General features: G+C 66.0%; 14 protein-coding genes. 5 read left to right on the top strand and 9 right to left on the bottom strand.

Annotation, left to right across the window (positions count from 1 at the left end; genetic code table 11):
* Positions 1–2 precede the first annotated feature (2 nt).
* Complete coding sequence (locus tag IEI94_RS12555) at positions 3–917, bottom strand: LysR family transcriptional regulator (RefSeq protein ID WP_191167655.1); 915 nt, start codon at positions 915–917, stop codon at positions 3–5.
* 129 nt (positions 918–1,046) lie between these two features.
* Between IEI94_RS12555 and metE the strand changes: the two genes are divergently transcribed.
* Both metE and IEI94_RS12545 read left to right on the top strand, forming a co-directional pair.
* On the top strand, positions 1,047–3,347 hold the full coding sequence (gene metE / locus IEI94_RS12550; protein ID WP_191167654.1) for a 5-methyltetrahydropteroyltriglutamate--homocysteine S-methyltransferase: 2,301 nt from the start codon (positions 1,047–1,049) through the stop codon (positions 3,345–3,347).
* Positions 3,348–3,450: 103 nt separating this feature from the next.
* The gene (locus IEI94_RS12545; protein WP_191167653.1) at positions 3,451–4,230 is read left to right on the top strand and encodes an MliC family protein; all 780 of its coding nucleotides are present in this window, start codon (positions 3,451–3,453) and stop codon (positions 4,228–4,230) included.
* Between the two features lie 6 nt (positions 4,231–4,236).
* On the opposite strand, the gene IEI94_RS12540 is transcribed toward IEI94_RS12545, so the two are convergent.
* Together IEI94_RS12540 and IEI94_RS12535 are read right to left on the bottom strand one after the other, a co-directional pair.
* Positions 4,237–5,301 carry a metal-dependent hydrolase gene (locus IEI94_RS12540; protein WP_191167652.1) on the bottom strand — a complete coding sequence of 355 codons (1,065 nt, stop codon included), beginning with the start codon at positions 5,299–5,301 and terminating at the stop codon, positions 4,237–4,239.
* A 46-nt stretch (positions 5,302–5,347) separates the two neighbouring features.
* A complete protein-coding gene (locus IEI94_RS12535; RefSeq protein WP_191167651.1) occupies positions 5,348–5,911 on the bottom strand; it encodes a DNA-3-methyladenine glycosylase I in 564 nt (187 codons plus the stop codon).
* 53 nt (positions 5,912–5,964) lie between these two features.
* Here IEI94_RS12535 and IEI94_RS12530 point away from each other — a divergent pair, with 53 nt between their 5' ends.
* Both IEI94_RS12530 and IEI94_RS12525 read left to right on the top strand, forming a co-directional pair.
* Positions 5,965–6,426 carry a DUF411 domain-containing protein gene (locus IEI94_RS12530; protein WP_191167650.1) on the top strand — a complete coding sequence of 154 codons (462 nt, stop codon included), beginning with the start codon at positions 5,965–5,967 and terminating at the stop codon, positions 6,424–6,426.
* 10 nt (positions 6,427–6,436) lie between these two features.
* Positions 6,437–6,877: a VOC family protein gene (locus IEI94_RS12525; protein WP_191167649.1), complete on the top strand. Its 441-nt coding sequence runs from the start codon at positions 6,437–6,439 to the stop codon at positions 6,875–6,877.
* A 42-nt stretch (positions 6,878–6,919) separates the two neighbouring features.
* Here the strand turns inward: IEI94_RS12525 and IEI94_RS12520 are convergent, their stop codons facing one another.
* Both IEI94_RS12520 and IEI94_RS12515 read right to left on the bottom strand, forming a co-directional pair.
* Positions 6,920–8,878 carry a bifunctional 2',3'-cyclic-nucleotide 2'-phosphodiesterase/3'-nucleotidase gene (locus IEI94_RS12520; protein WP_224750118.1) on the bottom strand — a complete coding sequence of 653 codons (1,959 nt, stop codon included), beginning with the start codon at positions 8,876–8,878 and terminating at the stop codon, positions 6,920–6,922.
* A gap of 91 nt (positions 8,879–8,969) precedes the next feature.
* Positions 8,970–9,374 (bottom strand): DoxX family protein, encoded by a 405-nt coding sequence (locus IEI94_RS12515; RefSeq protein WP_191167647.1) that lies wholly within the window; start codon positions 9,372–9,374, stop codon positions 8,970–8,972.
* A gap of 109 nt (positions 9,375–9,483) precedes the next feature.
* Here IEI94_RS12515 and IEI94_RS12510 point away from each other — a divergent pair, with 109 nt between their 5' ends.
* Entirely contained in the window at positions 9,484–9,939 is a 456-nt protein-coding gene (locus tag IEI94_RS12510) for an META domain-containing protein (protein WP_191167646.1), read from the top strand.
* Between the two features lie 263 nt (positions 9,940–10,202).
* Here the strand turns inward: IEI94_RS12510 and IEI94_RS12505 are convergent, their stop codons facing one another.
* From IEI94_RS12505 to IEI94_RS12490, 4 genes are all read right to left on the bottom strand, one after another.
* On the bottom strand, positions 10,203–10,952 hold the full coding sequence (locus tag IEI94_RS12505; RefSeq protein WP_224750117.1) for a phosphatase PAP2 family protein: 750 nt from the start codon (positions 10,950–10,952) through the stop codon (positions 10,203–10,205).
* 109 nt (positions 10,953–11,061) lie between these two features.
* Entirely contained in the window at positions 11,062–13,041 is a 1,980-nt protein-coding gene (locus tag IEI94_RS12500; protein WP_191167644.1) for an acetoacetate--CoA ligase, read from the bottom strand.
* A 20-nt stretch (positions 13,042–13,061) separates the two neighbouring features.
* Positions 13,062–13,844, bottom strand: coding sequence for a 3-hydroxybutyrate dehydrogenase (locus IEI94_RS12495; protein WP_191167643.1), 783 nt, complete (start codon positions 13,842–13,844; stop codon positions 13,062–13,064).
* 28 nt (positions 13,845–13,872) lie between these two features.
* Positions 13,873–15,243 (bottom strand): TRAP transporter large permease, encoded by a 1,371-nt coding sequence (locus IEI94_RS12490; RefSeq protein ID WP_191167642.1) that lies wholly within the window; start codon positions 15,241–15,243, stop codon positions 13,873–13,875.
* Positions 15,244–15,250: the final 7 nt, after the last annotated feature.

The following is a 15,250-nucleotide window of genomic DNA, read 5'->3' as shown; positions in this document are numbered from 1 at the left end:
CGTCAGGCCGGCTTGACCCCCTCCAGTACCGCAAACGAGGTCTCCCGCGCGGTGCGCAGAAAGTCTTCCATCCACGGTGCATCGCGGGTCTCTTCACGGATCGCCGCGAACAGCGTGCTCCACATGCCATCTTCGCCCAGCATCACGGCACGCACGTAGTCGCGCTCGAGGTACTCGGTGAGCGCCCAGTTGGGCAGCGCACAGACGCCACGCCCGCTGGCCACCAGCTGCATCATCATGATCGTCAGCTCGGCGGTGCGGATCTCCCGCGGCTCGACACCGGCGGGGTCGAGAAACTGGCTGAACACATCGAGGCGGGCGTGCTCCACCGGATAGGTGATCAGGGTTTCGTCGGCCAGATCCTCGGGGGTGATCCAGGCGCGGTCGGCCAGGCGGTGTTGCTTGGCCACCGCCAGCAGGCCCTGATAGCGGAACAGCGGCTCGTAGTGCACGCCGCTCAGCGGCTGGGGGTCGGCGGTGATCACCAGGTCGAGCTGTTCACGGGCCAGTGCCGGCAGCGGATCGAAGTGGTGGCCGCCGGGAATGTCGACCTCCACTTCCGGCCAGTGGTCGCGAAAGTAGTCGATGGTCGGCATCAGCCACTGAAAGCAGCTATGGCACTCGATGGCCATGTGCAGCCGGCCCTGCTCGTTGCCGGCCAGTCTCGCCAGATCGCGCTCGGCCATGCGCACCTGGGGCAGGATCTGTTCGGCCAGGGCCAGCAGTCGCTGGCCGGCGCGGGTAAATTCCACCGGCCGGGTCTTGCGCAGGAACAGTGGGCTGCCCAGCCGCTCCTCGAGATCCTTGAGCTGGTGGGAGAGCGCCGACTGGGTGAGGTGCACCCGCTCGGCGGCTTCCACCAGCGAGCCGGCGTCGCGCAGGGCGATCAGGGTGCGAAGATGGCGTAGCTCGAGCATGATGAGTAACTTTCACGTTGATGATTAATTAATCTAGTTTGATTCACTCAGAGGCGCCAGCCAAACTGCCTTCACTCGATGGCGACGTCGCCATAAAGCATATCGGTTTATCACCTGAAGGGTTAGCACATGGCACTGGCACATATTCTGGGTTACCCACGCATCGGCGCCGACCGCGAGCTCAAGCGCGCCACCGAGGCCTACTGGAAGGGCGAGCTGGATCGCAACGCTCTGGAATCGGCAGGTCGCGAACTGCGCGCTCGCCACTGGCAGGCGCAGCGCGACGCCGGTCTCGACCTGGTCACGGTGGGCGACTTCGCTTTCTATGACCAGGTGCTCAACGTCTCACTGCTGCTCGGGGCGGTACCGCCGCGCTTCCGGGCCGAACAGGAAGTGGCCGACGGCGATATCGATCTCGACACCGCCTTTCGCATGGCCCGCGGCCGCGCCCCCAGCGGCGAGCCGGCAGCCGCTTGCGAGATGACCAAGTATTTCGACACCAACTACCACTATCTGGTCCCCGAGCTGCACGCCGATCAGGAGCTCCGGCTGGCCAGCCAGCGGCTGTTCGCTGAGGTCGACGAGGCCCAGGCCGCAGGTCATGCCGTCAAGGTCAGCCTGCTCGGGCCGCTCAGCTGGCTGTGGCTGGGCAAGGTCAAGGGCGGCGACGACCTCGACCGCCTGAGTCTGCTCGACGGCGTGCTGGCGGTCTACGCCGAGGCGTTGGCAAAGTTGGCGGCTCAGGGCGTCGAGTGGGTACAGCTCGATGAGCCGGCGCTGGTCCAGGACTTGCCGCAAGCGTGGCGGCAGGCCTTTGAATCGGCCTACAGCCGCTTGTCCCGCACCCCGGTCAAGGTGCTGCTGGCGACCTACTTCGGCGGCCTGGGCGATAACCTCACGCTGGCCACCGGCCTGGCGGTGGACGGCCTGCATATCGATGCGGTGCGCGCTCCCGAGCAGCTCACCGCGGTGATCGACAACCTGCCGGGCTACAAGGTGCTGTCGGTAGGCGCCATCGACGGGCGCAACATCTGGCGCGCCGACCTGGCGCTGCTGCGCGAGCGCCTGGCCGCCGCGCGCATGCGCCTCGGCGAGCGGCTGTGGATCGCCCCTTCCTGCTCGCTGTTGCACGTGCCCGTGGATCTCGAGGCCGAGAGCGAACTCGACAGCGAGCTCAAGAGCTGGTTGGCCTTCGCCCGCCAGAAGCTCGACGAGACCGTCACGCTGGCGAGACTGCTGGATAACCGGGCCACCCCGGACGATCGGGCGCGCCTCGCGGCGGCCACTGCGGCCCTCGATGCGCGGCGCAGCTCGACGCGTATCCACCGCCCGGCGGTGGCCGAGCGCCTGGCGACGGTGAGCGCTGCCGATGCCGAGCGCGCCAGCCCCTATCCCGAGCGGGCGCACCTCCAGCGCCGGGCCTTCGACCTGCCGCTATTCCCCACCACCACCATCGGCTCCTTCCCGCAGACCGCCGAGATTCGCGCCGCGCGGCGCGCGTTCAAGGCCGGCGAGCTGAGTGAGGCCGACTACAGTGCGCAGATGCAGCAGGAGATCGCCTATGCGGTGGCGCGACAGGACGCGCTGGGCATCGACGTGCCGGTGCATGGCGAGCCCGAGCGCAACGACATGGTCGAGTACTTCGGCGAACAGCTGGACGGCTTTGCCTTTACCCGCTTCGGCTGGGTGCAGAGCTACGGGTCGCGCTGCGTCAAGCCGCCGGTCATCTACGGCGACGTGGCGCGCCCGCAGCCGATGACGGTGCGCTGGAGCGAGTATGCCCAGTCGCTGACCGACAAGCCGATGAAGGGCATGCTTACCGGCCCGGTGACCATCCTGCAGTGGTCTTTCGTGCGCGACGACCAGCCGCGTGAGACCACTTGCCGGCAGATCGCCCTGGCGCTGCGTGACGAGGTCGCCGACCTCGAGCGCGCCGGTATCCGTATCATCCAGATCGATGAGCCGGCGCTTCGCGAGGGCCTGCCGCTGCGCCAGGCCGAGTGGCAGGGCTATCTCGACTGGGCGGTGGCGTGCTTCAAGCTGACGGCGGCAGTGGCCGAGGATGCGACCCAGATCCACACCCATATGTGCTATTCGGAGTTCAACGACATCATCGCCTCCATCGCCGCGCTGGATGCCGACGTGATCACCATCGAGACCTCGCGCTCGGACATGGAGCTGCTCGACGCCTTCCAGGACTTCGCCTACCCCAACGAGATCGGCCCGGGAGTCTACGATATCCACTCGCCGAATATTCCCGAGGTAGCCTGGATGGTCCAACTGATGGAGAAGGCGCTCGACAAGATTCCTGCCGAGCGGCTGTGGGTCAACCCGGACTGCGGCCTCAAGACACGCGGCTGGGCCGAGGTCGAGCCGGCCCTGGCCAATATGGTCGAGGCGGCCCGCGAGCTACGCCGTCGGCACGCTTGATGCTGCGCTGACGCTGGCCTGACAGGCGCCGGAGCGATTCGCCCCGGCGCCTGGTATGCTGGGCGTCTAACCAGGCTAAGATGGTCTTGCAAGGAGCCCGCTGATGACCCCTCCCTCTTCCTTTCTGCGCGCTGCCGGTATGGCGTGCGGCGCGCTATGGCTGGCCGGCTGTGCCGCTCCCCAGAGTAGCGACGAACCGTCACCGGCGGTGGTCGACAGCACCGCTGCCACGGCCCTGGCCGGTGACCAGACAGCTGCCGAGGTGGCGGCCAGCGATCCGGCACCGCTGCTGCCGTCGCTGTTCTTTCCCGGGAGCGCGGAACAGTTCGTTGCCTGGCGCTGCCAGCCGGCCCAGGATCTTATCTCGGCGCATGGCGATGACGAGCTGCGGCTATGGTCGCGACAGGGTGCCTATCGCCTGGCGCCGGCGGTGGTGGCCAGCGGCGCACGCTACACGGTCGATGACCTGAGCTTCTGGAGCAAGGGCGACGAGGCGCTGGTGGAGAGCGATAACGGCCGCCTGGATTGCCAGCAAGACATGCCCCGGGGGGCCATGACCCGCGACGACCGGCCCGGCGTGATGTTTCACGGGCGCGGCAACGAGCCGGGCTGGGTGGTCAGCCTCGACCACGATGCGCCACAGCTATCGCTGCTGCTCGACTACGGCGAGCGGGAGCTAAGGCTGCCCTACCGCGTCACCGAGATGGATAACGCCAACGGCCGAGTGCAGCTGGCCAGCGGTGACGCCGACCAGCCCTTCAGCCTCGAGCTAGAGGCCCGGGCCTGCTTCGACGACATGAAGGGCGACCCCTTCCCGGTGCGCGTAACGCTGACCCTCGACGGCCAGACGTATAGGGGCTGTGGGCAGGGCATCGCACCCTAAGCGTTGTCAGCAGGCCACCTCCTCACGCCAGCGCTCGTCGACCAGCTCGCCGAGGCACAGCGGTGCCTCAGGGTCGAGGATGCGCTGGCCGAGCAGCGCCAGCGCCTCGCCGTTGGCGCGGGCCGGCGTCTCACGCTGCTCGCTGGCCAGCGGGTGCCACTGGCCAGCGTCGAGGTCGGCTTCGAGCAGGGTGAAGGTGAAGGGGTGAAAGCCGGGGAAGCCCAGCCGCAGGTCGGTGGCGGTGAGGGTCGGTACGTCGTCGATCAGCTCGACGTCGTAGCGCAGATAGGGGCCCGCGAACCAGTCGAGCCGCGCGCCGTTGGCGCTGGCCAAGGCCGCTGGCTCCCACTGCGCACCCCGCGAAAAGCGTTCGAACTGGATGGGCGACGCGCCGTCGAAGACGCTCACCAGGGCTTCGTGCTGGTCGTCGCCGTCGATCACCGTGACCCGCCATAGCAGGGTATTGAACGGGGTCGGCTGCACCAGCCGCGGCGCCTCCTGCAGCCCCCGCTCGGCCAGCTCCGGCGCCAGACGGTACTCCACCAGGCTCTTGGCGCCGAAGGCGAACACCAGATAGAGGCTCGATAGCGCCAACCCCCAGGCCGGGCCGCGGCGGCCGTTGCCGCTGACCAGCGCGACGATGATGCCGATCAGTAGCGGCAGGGTGTAGAGCGGGTCGATGATAAACACGATTGGCCAGGCGCTTGGGCGCACGTCCAGTGGCCACCACAGCTGGGTGCCGTAGGTAGTCAGCGCATCCAGCAGCGGGTGGGTGGTCAGGCACAGCACGAAGAACAGCCACCAGTGGCGCAGCGAAATATCCCGCGCCGGGGCAAAGCGCGCGGCGAGCAGTGCCATCAGCGTGCCCAGGCCGGTGAGTACGAACAGCGAATGGCTAAAGCCGCGGTGCTCGGTGTAGTTGGCCACGGCGTCGCCGTAGTCGAGCACCACGTCGAGGTCCGGCAAGGTGCCCAGCGCCGCGCCGATCAGGATCGACTTGCGCCCCAGCCGGCGGCCGAGCACGGCTCCGCCGACGGCGGCGCCCAGCGCCGCCTGTGTTATCGAATCCATGTTGCTTGTGTCTCCCTGCGCCGCGATTGGCGTAAATGATCCGCAGTTAAGAGTGGCGATCCACGGCAGGGTTCCCGGCCGTCGCCCACGGTGGCTGTGCCGCCAGGATGCGCGCCTGCACCGGGCAGTCGTCACGGTGGGCGCCGGGTAGGTAGCCGGTGCTCATCAGGAACTCATTGACGATCTCGGGGCCGGTAAAGCGGAAGGTACGACGGAACAGCTTGACCCAGTCAGCGTGGGCCAGCGGGTGGTGGTGATCGAGCCACGCCTTGAAGCTGCCGTGGTCGGCCTGCAGGCGCTGCACCACCTGGGCGTTATGGATGGTGGCATCGACCTTGAGGCGGTTGCGGATGATCCCGGCGTCACCCAGCAGGCGTTCGCGGTCGCGGTCGCCATAGGCGGCGACACGCTCGATATCGAAACCCTCGAAGGCGACCGCGAAGGCGGCTCGCTTCTTGAGCACGGTGAGCCACGACAGCCCGGCCTGGTTGATCTCCAGGATCAGACGCTCGAACAGGGTGTCGTCGTCGTGGACTGGGAAGCCATATTCGTGGTCGTGGTAGGGGCCGTGGAATTCGTGGCCCGGGGCTTGGTCACAGTAGGCGGACATGCTGGTGTATCCTGAGTGTCTATGGTCGCTATCGTTAGCATTGAGGAGTCGTCATGTCGAGTCTGTTTCCCGCCACTGCACGCCGCCTGGTCGGCATTGGTCTGCTGAGCGCCTTCTCCACGGCGGCCTGGGCCGGCCCGCTGGTGGAGATGTGGAAAGATCCCAACTGTGGCTGCTGCACGGCCTGGGCGGAGCACCTCGAGGCAGCCGGTTTCGAGGTCGAGATGCACGACACCCGCGAGATGCGCGAGGTCAAGATCGAGCACGGTGTCCCCCAGGAGCTGGCTTCCTGCCACACCGCGACCGTCGATGGCTACGTGATCGAAGGCCACGTACCGGCGGCAGATATCCAGCGTCTGCTCGAGGAGTCGCCGGAGGTCGCTGGCCTGGCGGTACCCGGCATGCCCCACGGCTCGCCGGGCATGGAGACCGGTCGCGTCGACGACTATGCGGTGCTGGCGTTCGGCGGGCAGCACGAGGCGCCGCAGATCTTCCAAGAATATATCCACGACTAGGAGGCTATCCATGCAATACCTGCACACCATGGTTCGCGTCAGCGATCTCGACGCCTCGCTGCACTTCTACTGCGATCTGCTCGGCCTCACGGAGGTACGCCGCAAGGAGAACGACAAGGGGCGCTTCACCCTGGTGTTCCTCGCCGCCCCCGAGGACGAGTCGCGCTCTGCCGAACTCAAGGCGCCGGAGCTGGAGCTGACCTACAACTGGGACCCGGAGGAGTACACCGGCGGGCGTAACTTCGGCCACCTGGCCTATCGCGTCGAGGATATCTACGCGCTCTGCCAGCATCTTCAGGACAACGGCGTCACCATCAACCGCCCGCCGCGTGACGGCCATATGGCGTTCGTCAAATCGCCGGACGGCATCTCGGTGGAGCTGCTGCAGAAGGGCGACGCCCTGGAGCCCCGCGAGCCCTGGGCGTCGATGGAGAACAGCGGCAGCTGGTGAGAGGAGCCGCGTGCCCCTGCCGGAGCACGCGGGACTGATGGTTCAGCGCTGCAGGTCGATACGGTAGAGCGCGAAGCCGACCTCGTCTTCACCGATCCGCTCCACCGGATAGTCGGCGTAGGTGTCGATGAAAGCCGCGGCAGTGTCGCTGGGTGAGGTCTCGAACACCACCTCGAGCGGGGTGTCGCTGTCGATGGGCGCCAGCTGCCAGTTGCCGTCGGCACGGGGCTCGACCTGGCCCTCTTCGGCACTGACGCGAGCGATATAGTCGGCCAGTACCGCGCGGTTTTCATTCGGCGAGACGAAGGCGACATTCTCTTCACCGGTGCCGGGAAAGCTGCCACCGTAGGCGCGGTAGTCGTTAGTGGCGACCAGGAAATGCTGTTCCGGGTCGACCGGCTCGCCGTCATATGACAGCCCTTGGATACGCTCGACGTCGGCATCGACCAGCGCGCAATCGCCGTCATAACGCGCTGGCTGGGTCACATCGATGCGATACTCCACGCCATCGAAGACGTCGAAATTGTAGGTGCGAAAACCCTCCCAGTTGAGCAGTGCCTGGGTCTCCTGGCTGTCAGGGTCGATGCGCTTGAACTGTCCGGCGGAGCACTCCAGCCACTCCTTGAGCTCTGCTCCGCTGATCTTCAGTGCCGCCAGGTTGTTGTTGTAGAGATAGAGGTCGGCGGCATTACGGTAGCTAAGCTCACCGGCCTCGACCTGAGTGTACTCGTTGGGGCCATCCTTGCGGCCTCCGGCGCGAAAGGGGGCCGCGGCCGAGAGCACCGGCAGGTCCTCGAGATCGGGGTCGCCCTGAATGAAGCGCTCTACGTAATCCCGCTGGGCGCGATTGACGATCTGTACGGTGGGGTCGTCCTGGACCAGTGCCAGATAGCTGTACATCGGCGCGCTGGCGTTGCCGATAGGCTGGTTGACGAAGTCTCGGGTGGCCTCATGATCCTGCGCCACGGCGGCGGCGATCTCCTCGTCGGCCTCGACCAGGGCACGCCGTTCGCTGGCATCATAGATCGGTCGCGCTTCGGAGCGCGACTCGGCGACGCGCCAGCCATCGCCGTCGGCGGTGAGGGTCAGGTCGATGACGCCGACGTGGCTGCCCCAGCGTCCCGGCATCACGGCGACCACGTCATTGATGGTGCCGCGTTCTACGTCGACGCCGGGGATGTCGGCGAAGTCGTCGCTGGGAAATACGGCGTGGGCGTGCCCAAAGGCGATAGCATCGATGCCTTCGACCTCGGAGAGGTAGTAGACCGAGTTTTCGGCCATGGCACGATAGGGATCGCTCGACAGTCCTGAATGTGGAATGGCGACGATGATATCGGCACCCTCGGCTTTCATCTGTGGAACCAGCTCCCGGGCGGTCTCGGTGATATCGGCGGCCGTCACCTTGCCCTCGAGATGCTGGCGATCCCACTCCATGATCTGCGGTGGAACGAAGCCGATATAGCCGACGTTAATCGTCCGTTGTTCGCCCTCGTTGTCGATCAGCTCGTAGGGGGCGATCAGGTAGGGATCGAAATAGTGTTCGCCGCTCTCCGCATCGAACAGGTTGGCGCTGATATAGGGAAAGTCGGCGCCGCCGATGGCGCGCTCGAGGTAGTCGAGGCCGTAGTTGAATTCGTGGTTGCCGACATTGCCAACCTCGTAGTCGAGCAGGTTCATGGCCTTGTAGACTGGATGAATCGCGCCTTGGGCGAGGCCCTCATCGGCCATGTAGTCGGCCATGGGGCTACCTTGAATCGCGTCACCGTTGTCGACCAGCAGGCTATTGGCGACCTCGTCGCGCGCTTGGCGGATCAGGCTGGCGGCGCGCACCAGCCCAAGATCCTCGGTTCCGGCGTCACGATAGTAGTCGAAGTCCATGACGTGGCTATGGATGTCGGAAGTCTCGATGATCCTTAATTCTACGTCGGCGGCCAGGGCAGTCGATGAATATGCCAGTAACAGGCCGCCTACCCATCCGCTGGGTTGAGACAGATAACGCATGCTGATCCTCTTGCTTGGTCGTGTCATTACATTAGTTAGAACAGAAGTATTAGCATCGTGAGTCTGCTGTGTGCGGTCAAGCGCAAGTCGCTCAATCCGGCCGGTAGGCGGTGCGCCCGCTGCCCAGGAACATGATCGCGGCGGCGCCGAACAGGAACAGCCCCTGTAGCTCCAGCGCCCAGGCGCCGTTGGCCTGGAAGTCGAGCAGCTCGTGGCGGTGCACCAGGAAGATCGCCACCAGCATATTGAGTGTCATCAGCAGGCCGGCGAGGCGCGTCTGCAGGCCGATGATCGCCATTAGTGGGGCGACGATCTCGCCAATTAACACCCCGTAGGCGAGAAAGCTCGGCAGCCCCTGGGCACTGAGGGCGTTGCCTATCCAGGTCAGGCTGCCGGGGTTGGTGAGCTTGGCGATGCCGTGCAGCAGCATCAGGCCGCCTACCGAAAGGCGTAGCAGCAGTTTCCCCAGATCGTCGTTGTGCAGCGCGTGAAGCATGGTCTCTCCATGAGCAGTGTTGTCCAGCCGCTTATGATACAGGCTGGACTGGCCAAGCGGAGGAGCTTGCGGCACTCTTGTCGCCGGAGTCATTTACTGAGGAACCACGATGGGCAAGAGATGGATTCCCGTGCTGCTGGCGATGGCGGTCATGGCGGGCTGTGCCCGTTCGCCGGCACCTGATCCCGAGCGGGCGCCGGAGCCGGAGAGGCAAGCGCAGCAGTCACCGATGGTGGGTGAGCGTTGGCAACTGATCCTGCTGGGCACTGCCGAGCGCTGGTCCGGCGAGCAGCGCCCCTATATTGAGGTAGAACGTGATAATGGCCAGCTTCGCCTACGCGGCCACAATGGCTGTAATCAGCTCAACGGGCGGGTGCAGTTCGACGACGGCAATCGCATTCAGATCCGCGATCTGGCCTCGACGCGCATGGCCTGTCCCGATATGGGCGACGCCCAGCGCGTCGATGCACTACTGGAAAACGCCTATCGCTATCTGATCGATCACGACCGCCTGGTCTTCTTCGGCAGCGACAGTCGCGTGTTGGGGGGCTTTCAGCGCCGCTGATTCGTTGGACTCAACGCCGCTCGAACTGATCCGTCGACAGGCCTTCGAGGAGGCGCTGTAAACCCTTCCCTGGGCGCTACCTACGCCCTGCTGCGCTCTCGCATCCTGCTTCGCTTGCAGGACCGGTGCTGGCCATCCATGGCCAGCCCGTTCGGAGCAGTGCTCCTCACCCATGGCGTAGAACCTCCTCTTCGGCCTGTCCCCGGCGTTCTTCGCTTAGGCAGCTGTGATGACTCTGCGCTGCGCCGTTCAGGCGTTGGTGGCTAGAACAGTCGAGTCTTCACCGCCACCATGCCGCGGGTAATGCCGCGCGCCGCGGCTGGCGCTACCGGCGTGCACAGCACCCAGGGTAGCGTAACCAAGCAGATCGCCAACGCCCCGATAAAGATATCGCTGAACCAGTGGGCGCCGCCGAGGATCCTCGGGAAGCTCAGCACCACAGCCATCAGCGCACTGGCCAGCCCCACTGTGCGGCCAGAGAAGCGCCACATGAAGGCGGTGTAGAGCATCAACATCATGCCGTGGTCGCCGGGGAAACTGGTGGCCGAGACGTCCTTGGTATCGAAGCCGACCATCTGAGTGATCAGGTTGACGTCGGCGTAGACCAGGGTCGGGCTGTGGCGTTCCCAGGGGATGGCATAGCGTACCGCCTGGCTGAGGACGCCGGCGGTGAGCAGCATGGTGATGCCGATCCCGCCCCAGCGCAGCAGGCGATGCTCGAGCACCGGGTCACGCCGAATGGCCCATAGATAGAGCACCAGCAGGATCAGAAAACTGACCACATCGAAGAACCGGTTGTTGACCGCGGCGACGAAGGTCACCCACAGCATGTTGTCGTCATGCAGCCAGGCGTTGGTGATGAAGAACACCGCGTCGTCGAGCTCTTCCCAGATCAGCAGGTTGGGGGACCACCAGCTGAGGACCAGGGCGATGCCGAGCAGGTTGTAGAAGAGGATGCGCAGGGGGTGGAAGGTCGATGCCGGCTGGGTCATGAAAACGTCACGTCGTTGCAAGATTTCCGCCATTCTAGCAGCCACGCTCACGGATGTGATGAGGCCCCGCGTCGCGGGGCCTCATCGTTTGCCGAGTCTTGCCACTTGGCTTTTCACATAGCATCCGTGGTCAGGCCGGCAGCAGCTTGGCCTCGTCGAGCGCCTCACGGATTGCGTCCAGCGACTCGGGATTGCTCAGCGCGCTACGGTTCTCGGCCTTGGCATCGCCCTGGAGCATGCGTGCCACCGCCAGTTCGACTTTCTTGCCGCTGCGGGTATAAGGCACCGCCGGGACGGCGACGATATGTGCCGGTACGTGGCGCGGACTGGCGTGCTGGCGGATACGCTGGCGCAGCTGCTTGATCAGCGCCTCGTCGAGCGCCTGGCCGGGGGCCAGGGTCACCAGCAGCACCACTTCCACGTCGCCATCGATGGGGCGGCCCACCACCAGGCTGTCGGCCACTGCCTCGACGGTCTCCACCTGGCGGTAGATCTCAGCGGTGCCGATTCGCACGCCGCCGGGGTTCAGGGTGGCATCGGAACGGCCATAGATCACCGCGCCGCCTTCAGGGGTAAAGCGCACGAAGTCGCCGTGGGCCCAGATGCCGGGGAAGCTGTCGAAGTAGGCGTCGTGGTAGCGTTGCCCGTCGGCGTCGTCCCAGAAGCTGACCGGCATCGACGGCAGCGGCTGGCGGCACACCAGCTCGCCGCGGGCGTTGTCGAGGGCCTCGCCGTCGGGGGAGTAGGCCACCGCATCGACGCCCAGAAAGCGGCACTGGATCTCGCCGCGGCGCACCGGCAGCAGCGGGGTGCTGCCGACGAAGCAGCCACAGATATCGGTGCCACCGGCGATCGAGCCGAGCAGCAGATCGCCGGAGACATCGCCGTAGACCCAGTCGTAGTCTTCGGGCAGCAGCGGCGAGCCGGTGGAGAAGATCACCCGCAGCGCGTCGAGGTCGTGATCGCGGCCCGGCGTCAGCTGCTGTTTGCGGCACTCGGCCAGGAAGCGCGCGCTGGTACCGAAGTGGGTCAGCCGCTCGGCGGCGGCGGTGCGCCACATCAGGTCCATGTCCGGGTAGCCCGGCGAGCCGTCGTAGGTGACCAGGGTGGCGCCGGTGAGCAGCCCAGAGGCCTGCCAGTTCCACATCATCCAGCCACAGGTGGTGAAGTAGAGCAGGCGGTCGCCGGGGCCCAGGTCGCCGTGCAGCATCAGCTCCTTGGCGTGGTTGAGCAGGATGCCGCCGGCGCCGTGGACGATGCACTTGGGTTTGCCGGTGGTACCTGACGAGTAGAGGATGTAGAGCGGATGGTCCGCGGGCAGCGGCGTGAACGACGGCGCGCTACCGCGGTGGCGGGCCAACGCCTCGTCCCAGGCGCTGAAGCGCGCGCCCGGCGGCAGGCCGGCGCCGGGCAGCTGGTCGACCACGACCACCTGGCGCACGCTGGGCAGCTGTTCGGCAAGCTGACTGACCTGCTCGACCCGAGGGAAGGTCTTGCCGCCGTAGCCGTAGCCGTTGACCGCCACCAGCAGGGTCGGCTCGATCTGACCGAAGCGGTCGACGGTGGCGTCGACACCGAAGTCTGGCGAAGCCGACGACCAGACTGCGCCGAGACTTGCAGCGCCGAGCATGGCGACCAGCGCTTCATAGCCGTTGGCCACCAGGCCGGCGACACGATCGCCCACCTGCACGCCGTGCTCGCGCAGCACGCCTTCGAAAGCGCCCACATCCTCGTAGAGCTCGGCGAAGGTCACGCGCCGGGTCTCGCGGCACTCGGCCATGGCCACCACGGCCTCCTGCTCGGCGCGTTCGCCCCAGGCGTGGCGCAGCAGGTTGGCGGCGACGTTGAGTCGCGCACCGGGCAGCCACTCGGCGCCGGGCATCTCGCGGCGGCCGAGCATGGCCGTTGGCGGTGTCGCAGCCTCGAGGCCGCAGAACTCCCATACCGAGCGCCAGAAGGCCTCCAGGTCGCTGATCGACCAGGCGTGCAGCGCGTGGTAGTCGGCGAACTCGCCGTAGCCGGCCTCGGCCAGCCAGCCCAGGTAGTGCGCCATCTGGCTCTGCTCGCGCTGAGCCGGGCCCGGCTCCCAGAGGATCTCTGCCGTATCCATGTGCGGGGTCTCTCCTGCTGTCATTGCATGTACCAGCCGTGGCTGACCACGATGGACTGCCCGGTCAGCGCCGCCGTGGGGAAGGCCGCCAGGTTGACCGCCACCTCGCTGATATCTTCAAGGGTAGTAAATTCCTGGTCTACGGTGTCCTTGAGCATCACGTCGCGGATCACTTCTTCCTCGCTGATGCCCAGCTCGCGGGCCTGCTCGGGGATCTGTTTCTCCACCAGCGGGGTGCGTACAAAGCCGGGGCAGATGACGTTGGCGCTGACGCCGTGGGCGGCGCCCTCCTTGGCCACTGCGCGACACAGCCCGAGCAGGCCGTGCTTGGCGGCGACATAGGGCGCCTTGAGCGGTGAGGCCAGCTTGCTGTGCACCGAACCGATGTAGAGAATGCTGCCGCGGCCCTGCTGCTGATACATCTGGCGCAGGCTGGCGCGGGTGGTGAGGAAGGCGCCGTCGAGGTGAACGCCGGTGACCTTGCGCCAGTTGGCGAAGCTCAGCTTGTCCAGCGACTCGATATGCTGAATGCCCGCATTGGCCACCGCCACGTCGATGCGCCCCCAGGCCTCTACTACCTTGGCGAAGCCGGCGTCCACGGCGGCCTCGTCGGTGACGTCGATGGCCACGGCCATGGCCTCTCCGCCAGCCTCGCGGATGCCGGCGGCGGCGCGCTCGGCGGCGTCGAGGTCGAGGTCGCTCACGGCGACCTTGGCGCCCTCGCGGGCGAAGCCCTGGGCAATCGCCAGGCCGATGCCACCGGCGGCGCCGGTGATCAGGGCAATCTTGTCAGTCATGCGCATGCGGTTGTCTCCAAAGGTGATGGGGTGGTCAGCGGCCACCGTAAACTTCACCGGGTAGCCAGGTGGCCAGGCCCGAGAACCAGAACACCAGCAGCAGCCCGAGTACTTGAATGGCGACGAAGGGGGCCACGCCAATATAGATATCGCGGGTGGTGATGCCCGGCGGACAGACGCCCTTGATGTAGAACAGCGCGAAGCCCACCGGTGGCGTCAGGAACGAGGTCTGCAGGCAGATCGCAAACAGGATCGCAAACCATACCGGGTCGACGCCTAGGCTGAAGACCACCGGTGCCACCAGCGGCAGAATGATCAGGGTGATCTCTACCCAGTCGAGGAAGAAGCCGAGCAGGAACACCACCGCCAATACGGTCAGCACGATACCGGTCTCGCCGAACGGTAGTCCGGTAAGCGCCATGCGCACCACGTCGTCGCCGCCCAGCCCGCGCAATACCGAGGCAAAGATCGTCGCACCGATAAAGATCGCGAAGATAAAGGCGGTGGTGCGGCTGGTCTGGTAGAGCGCCTTGCGCACTGCGGTCAGGGTCAGGCGGCGGTTGAACAGGGCCAGCAGCATGGCGCCCAGTGCGCCCACTGCCGAGGCCTCGGTGGTGGTGGCGAAGCCGGTGAAGATCGAGCCCAGCACCGCCAGGATCAGCGCCATCGGCGGCAGTACCGCCCAGAACACCTGCACGAAGGCGCGGGCATTCAGCGGCTCGCGATCCTTGGGCGCCGGGGCCAGGTCCTTGTTGATATAGGCGGCAATCAGGATATAGGCGATATACATCAGCCCGAGCATGATACCGGGCACCAGGGCGCCCATGAACAGCCGGCCCACCGAGGCTTCCGAGGTGCCCAGGCGGTCGGCCATCAGCACCAGCATGATGCTTGGCGGCACCAGGATGCCCAGGGTCCCCACCGAACAGGCTGTCCCGACCGCCAGCGACTTGTTGTACTGGGCGCGCATCATCGGCCCCAGCGACAGCATGCCGAGCAGCACCACCGAGGCGCCGACGATACCGGTGGAGGCGGCCAGCAGCACGCCGACGATGACCACGGTGACGGCATAGCCGCCGCGCAGGCCGCCGAGCACCTTGACCAGCGAGTTCATCAGGCGCTCGGCGATGCCCGAGCGGTCGAGCATGATGCCCATGAAGATGAACAGTGGCAGCGCCACCATCAACTCATTGGCGACGATGCCGTAGATGCGCCGGTCGAGCACGCCGATGGTGCCGCCCCAGCTGAACCACAGGTCGGCGTCGAAGAACTCGACCAGCACATGGCCGAGCACGGCAAAGGCGAAGCCGATACCGGCCAGCGCCCAGGCCACCGGGAAGCCCAGCAGCAGCAGGCTCATGAAACTGGCGAACATCGCCAGTACGAGAGTTTCTTCCAATCCCATGATCAAC

The sequence above is a fragment of the Halomonas sp. ML-15 genome (assembly GCF_014779595.1).
In the GTDB taxonomy this organism is placed as follows: Bacteria; Pseudomonadota; Gammaproteobacteria; order Pseudomonadales; family Halomonadaceae; genus Franzmannia.
Note: the sequence above shows the minus strand (reverse complement) of the source record. Positions and strands in the feature narration are given on the sequence as shown.

What these genes read in the sequence shown, in the direction of transcription:
- IEI94_RS12555 (WP_191167655.1), bottom strand. Translation starts at nt 917, where the DNA reads ATGCTCGAGCTACGCCATCTTCGCACCCTGATCGCCCTGCGCGACGCC.
- metE (WP_191167654.1), top strand. Translation starts at nt 1,047, where the DNA reads ATGGCACTGGCACATATTCTGGGTTACCCACGCATCGGCGCCGACCGC.
- IEI94_RS12545 (WP_191167653.1), top strand. Translation starts at nt 3,451, where the DNA reads ATGACCCCTCCCTCTTCCTTTCTGCGCGCTGCCGGTATGGCGTGCGGC.
- IEI94_RS12540 (WP_191167652.1), bottom strand. Translation starts at nt 5,301, where the DNA reads ATGGATTCGATAACACAGGCGGCGCTGGGCGCCGCCGTCGGCGGAGCC.
- IEI94_RS12535 (WP_191167651.1), bottom strand. Translation starts at nt 5,911, where the DNA reads ATGTCCGCCTACTGTGACCAAGCCCCGGGCCACGAATTCCACGGCCCC.
- IEI94_RS12530 (WP_191167650.1), top strand. Translation starts at nt 5,965, where the DNA reads ATGTCGAGTCTGTTTCCCGCCACTGCACGCCGCCTGGTCGGCATTGGT.
- IEI94_RS12525 (WP_191167649.1), top strand. Translation starts at nt 6,437, where the DNA reads ATGCAATACCTGCACACCATGGTTCGCGTCAGCGATCTCGACGCCTCG.
- IEI94_RS12520 (WP_224750118.1), bottom strand. Translation starts at nt 8,878, where the DNA reads ATGCGTTATCTGTCTCAACCCAGCGGATGGGTAGGCGGCCTGTTACTG.
- IEI94_RS12515 (WP_191167647.1), bottom strand. Translation starts at nt 9,374, where the DNA reads ATGCTTCACGCGCTGCACAACGACGATCTGGGGAAACTGCTGCTACGC.
- IEI94_RS12510 (WP_191167646.1), top strand. Translation starts at nt 9,484, where the DNA reads ATGGGCAAGAGATGGATTCCCGTGCTGCTGGCGATGGCGGTCATGGCG.
- IEI94_RS12500 (WP_191167644.1), bottom strand. Translation starts at nt 13,041, where the DNA reads ATGGATACGGCAGAGATCCTCTGGGAGCCGGGCCCGGCTCAGCGCGAG.
- IEI94_RS12495 (WP_191167643.1), bottom strand. Translation starts at nt 13,844, where the DNA reads ATGCGCATGACTGACAAGATTGCCCTGATCACCGGCGCCGCCGGTGGC.
- IEI94_RS12490 (WP_191167642.1), bottom strand. Translation starts at nt 15,243, where the DNA reads ATGGGATTGGAAGAAACTCTCGTACTGGCGATGTTCGCCAGTTTCATG.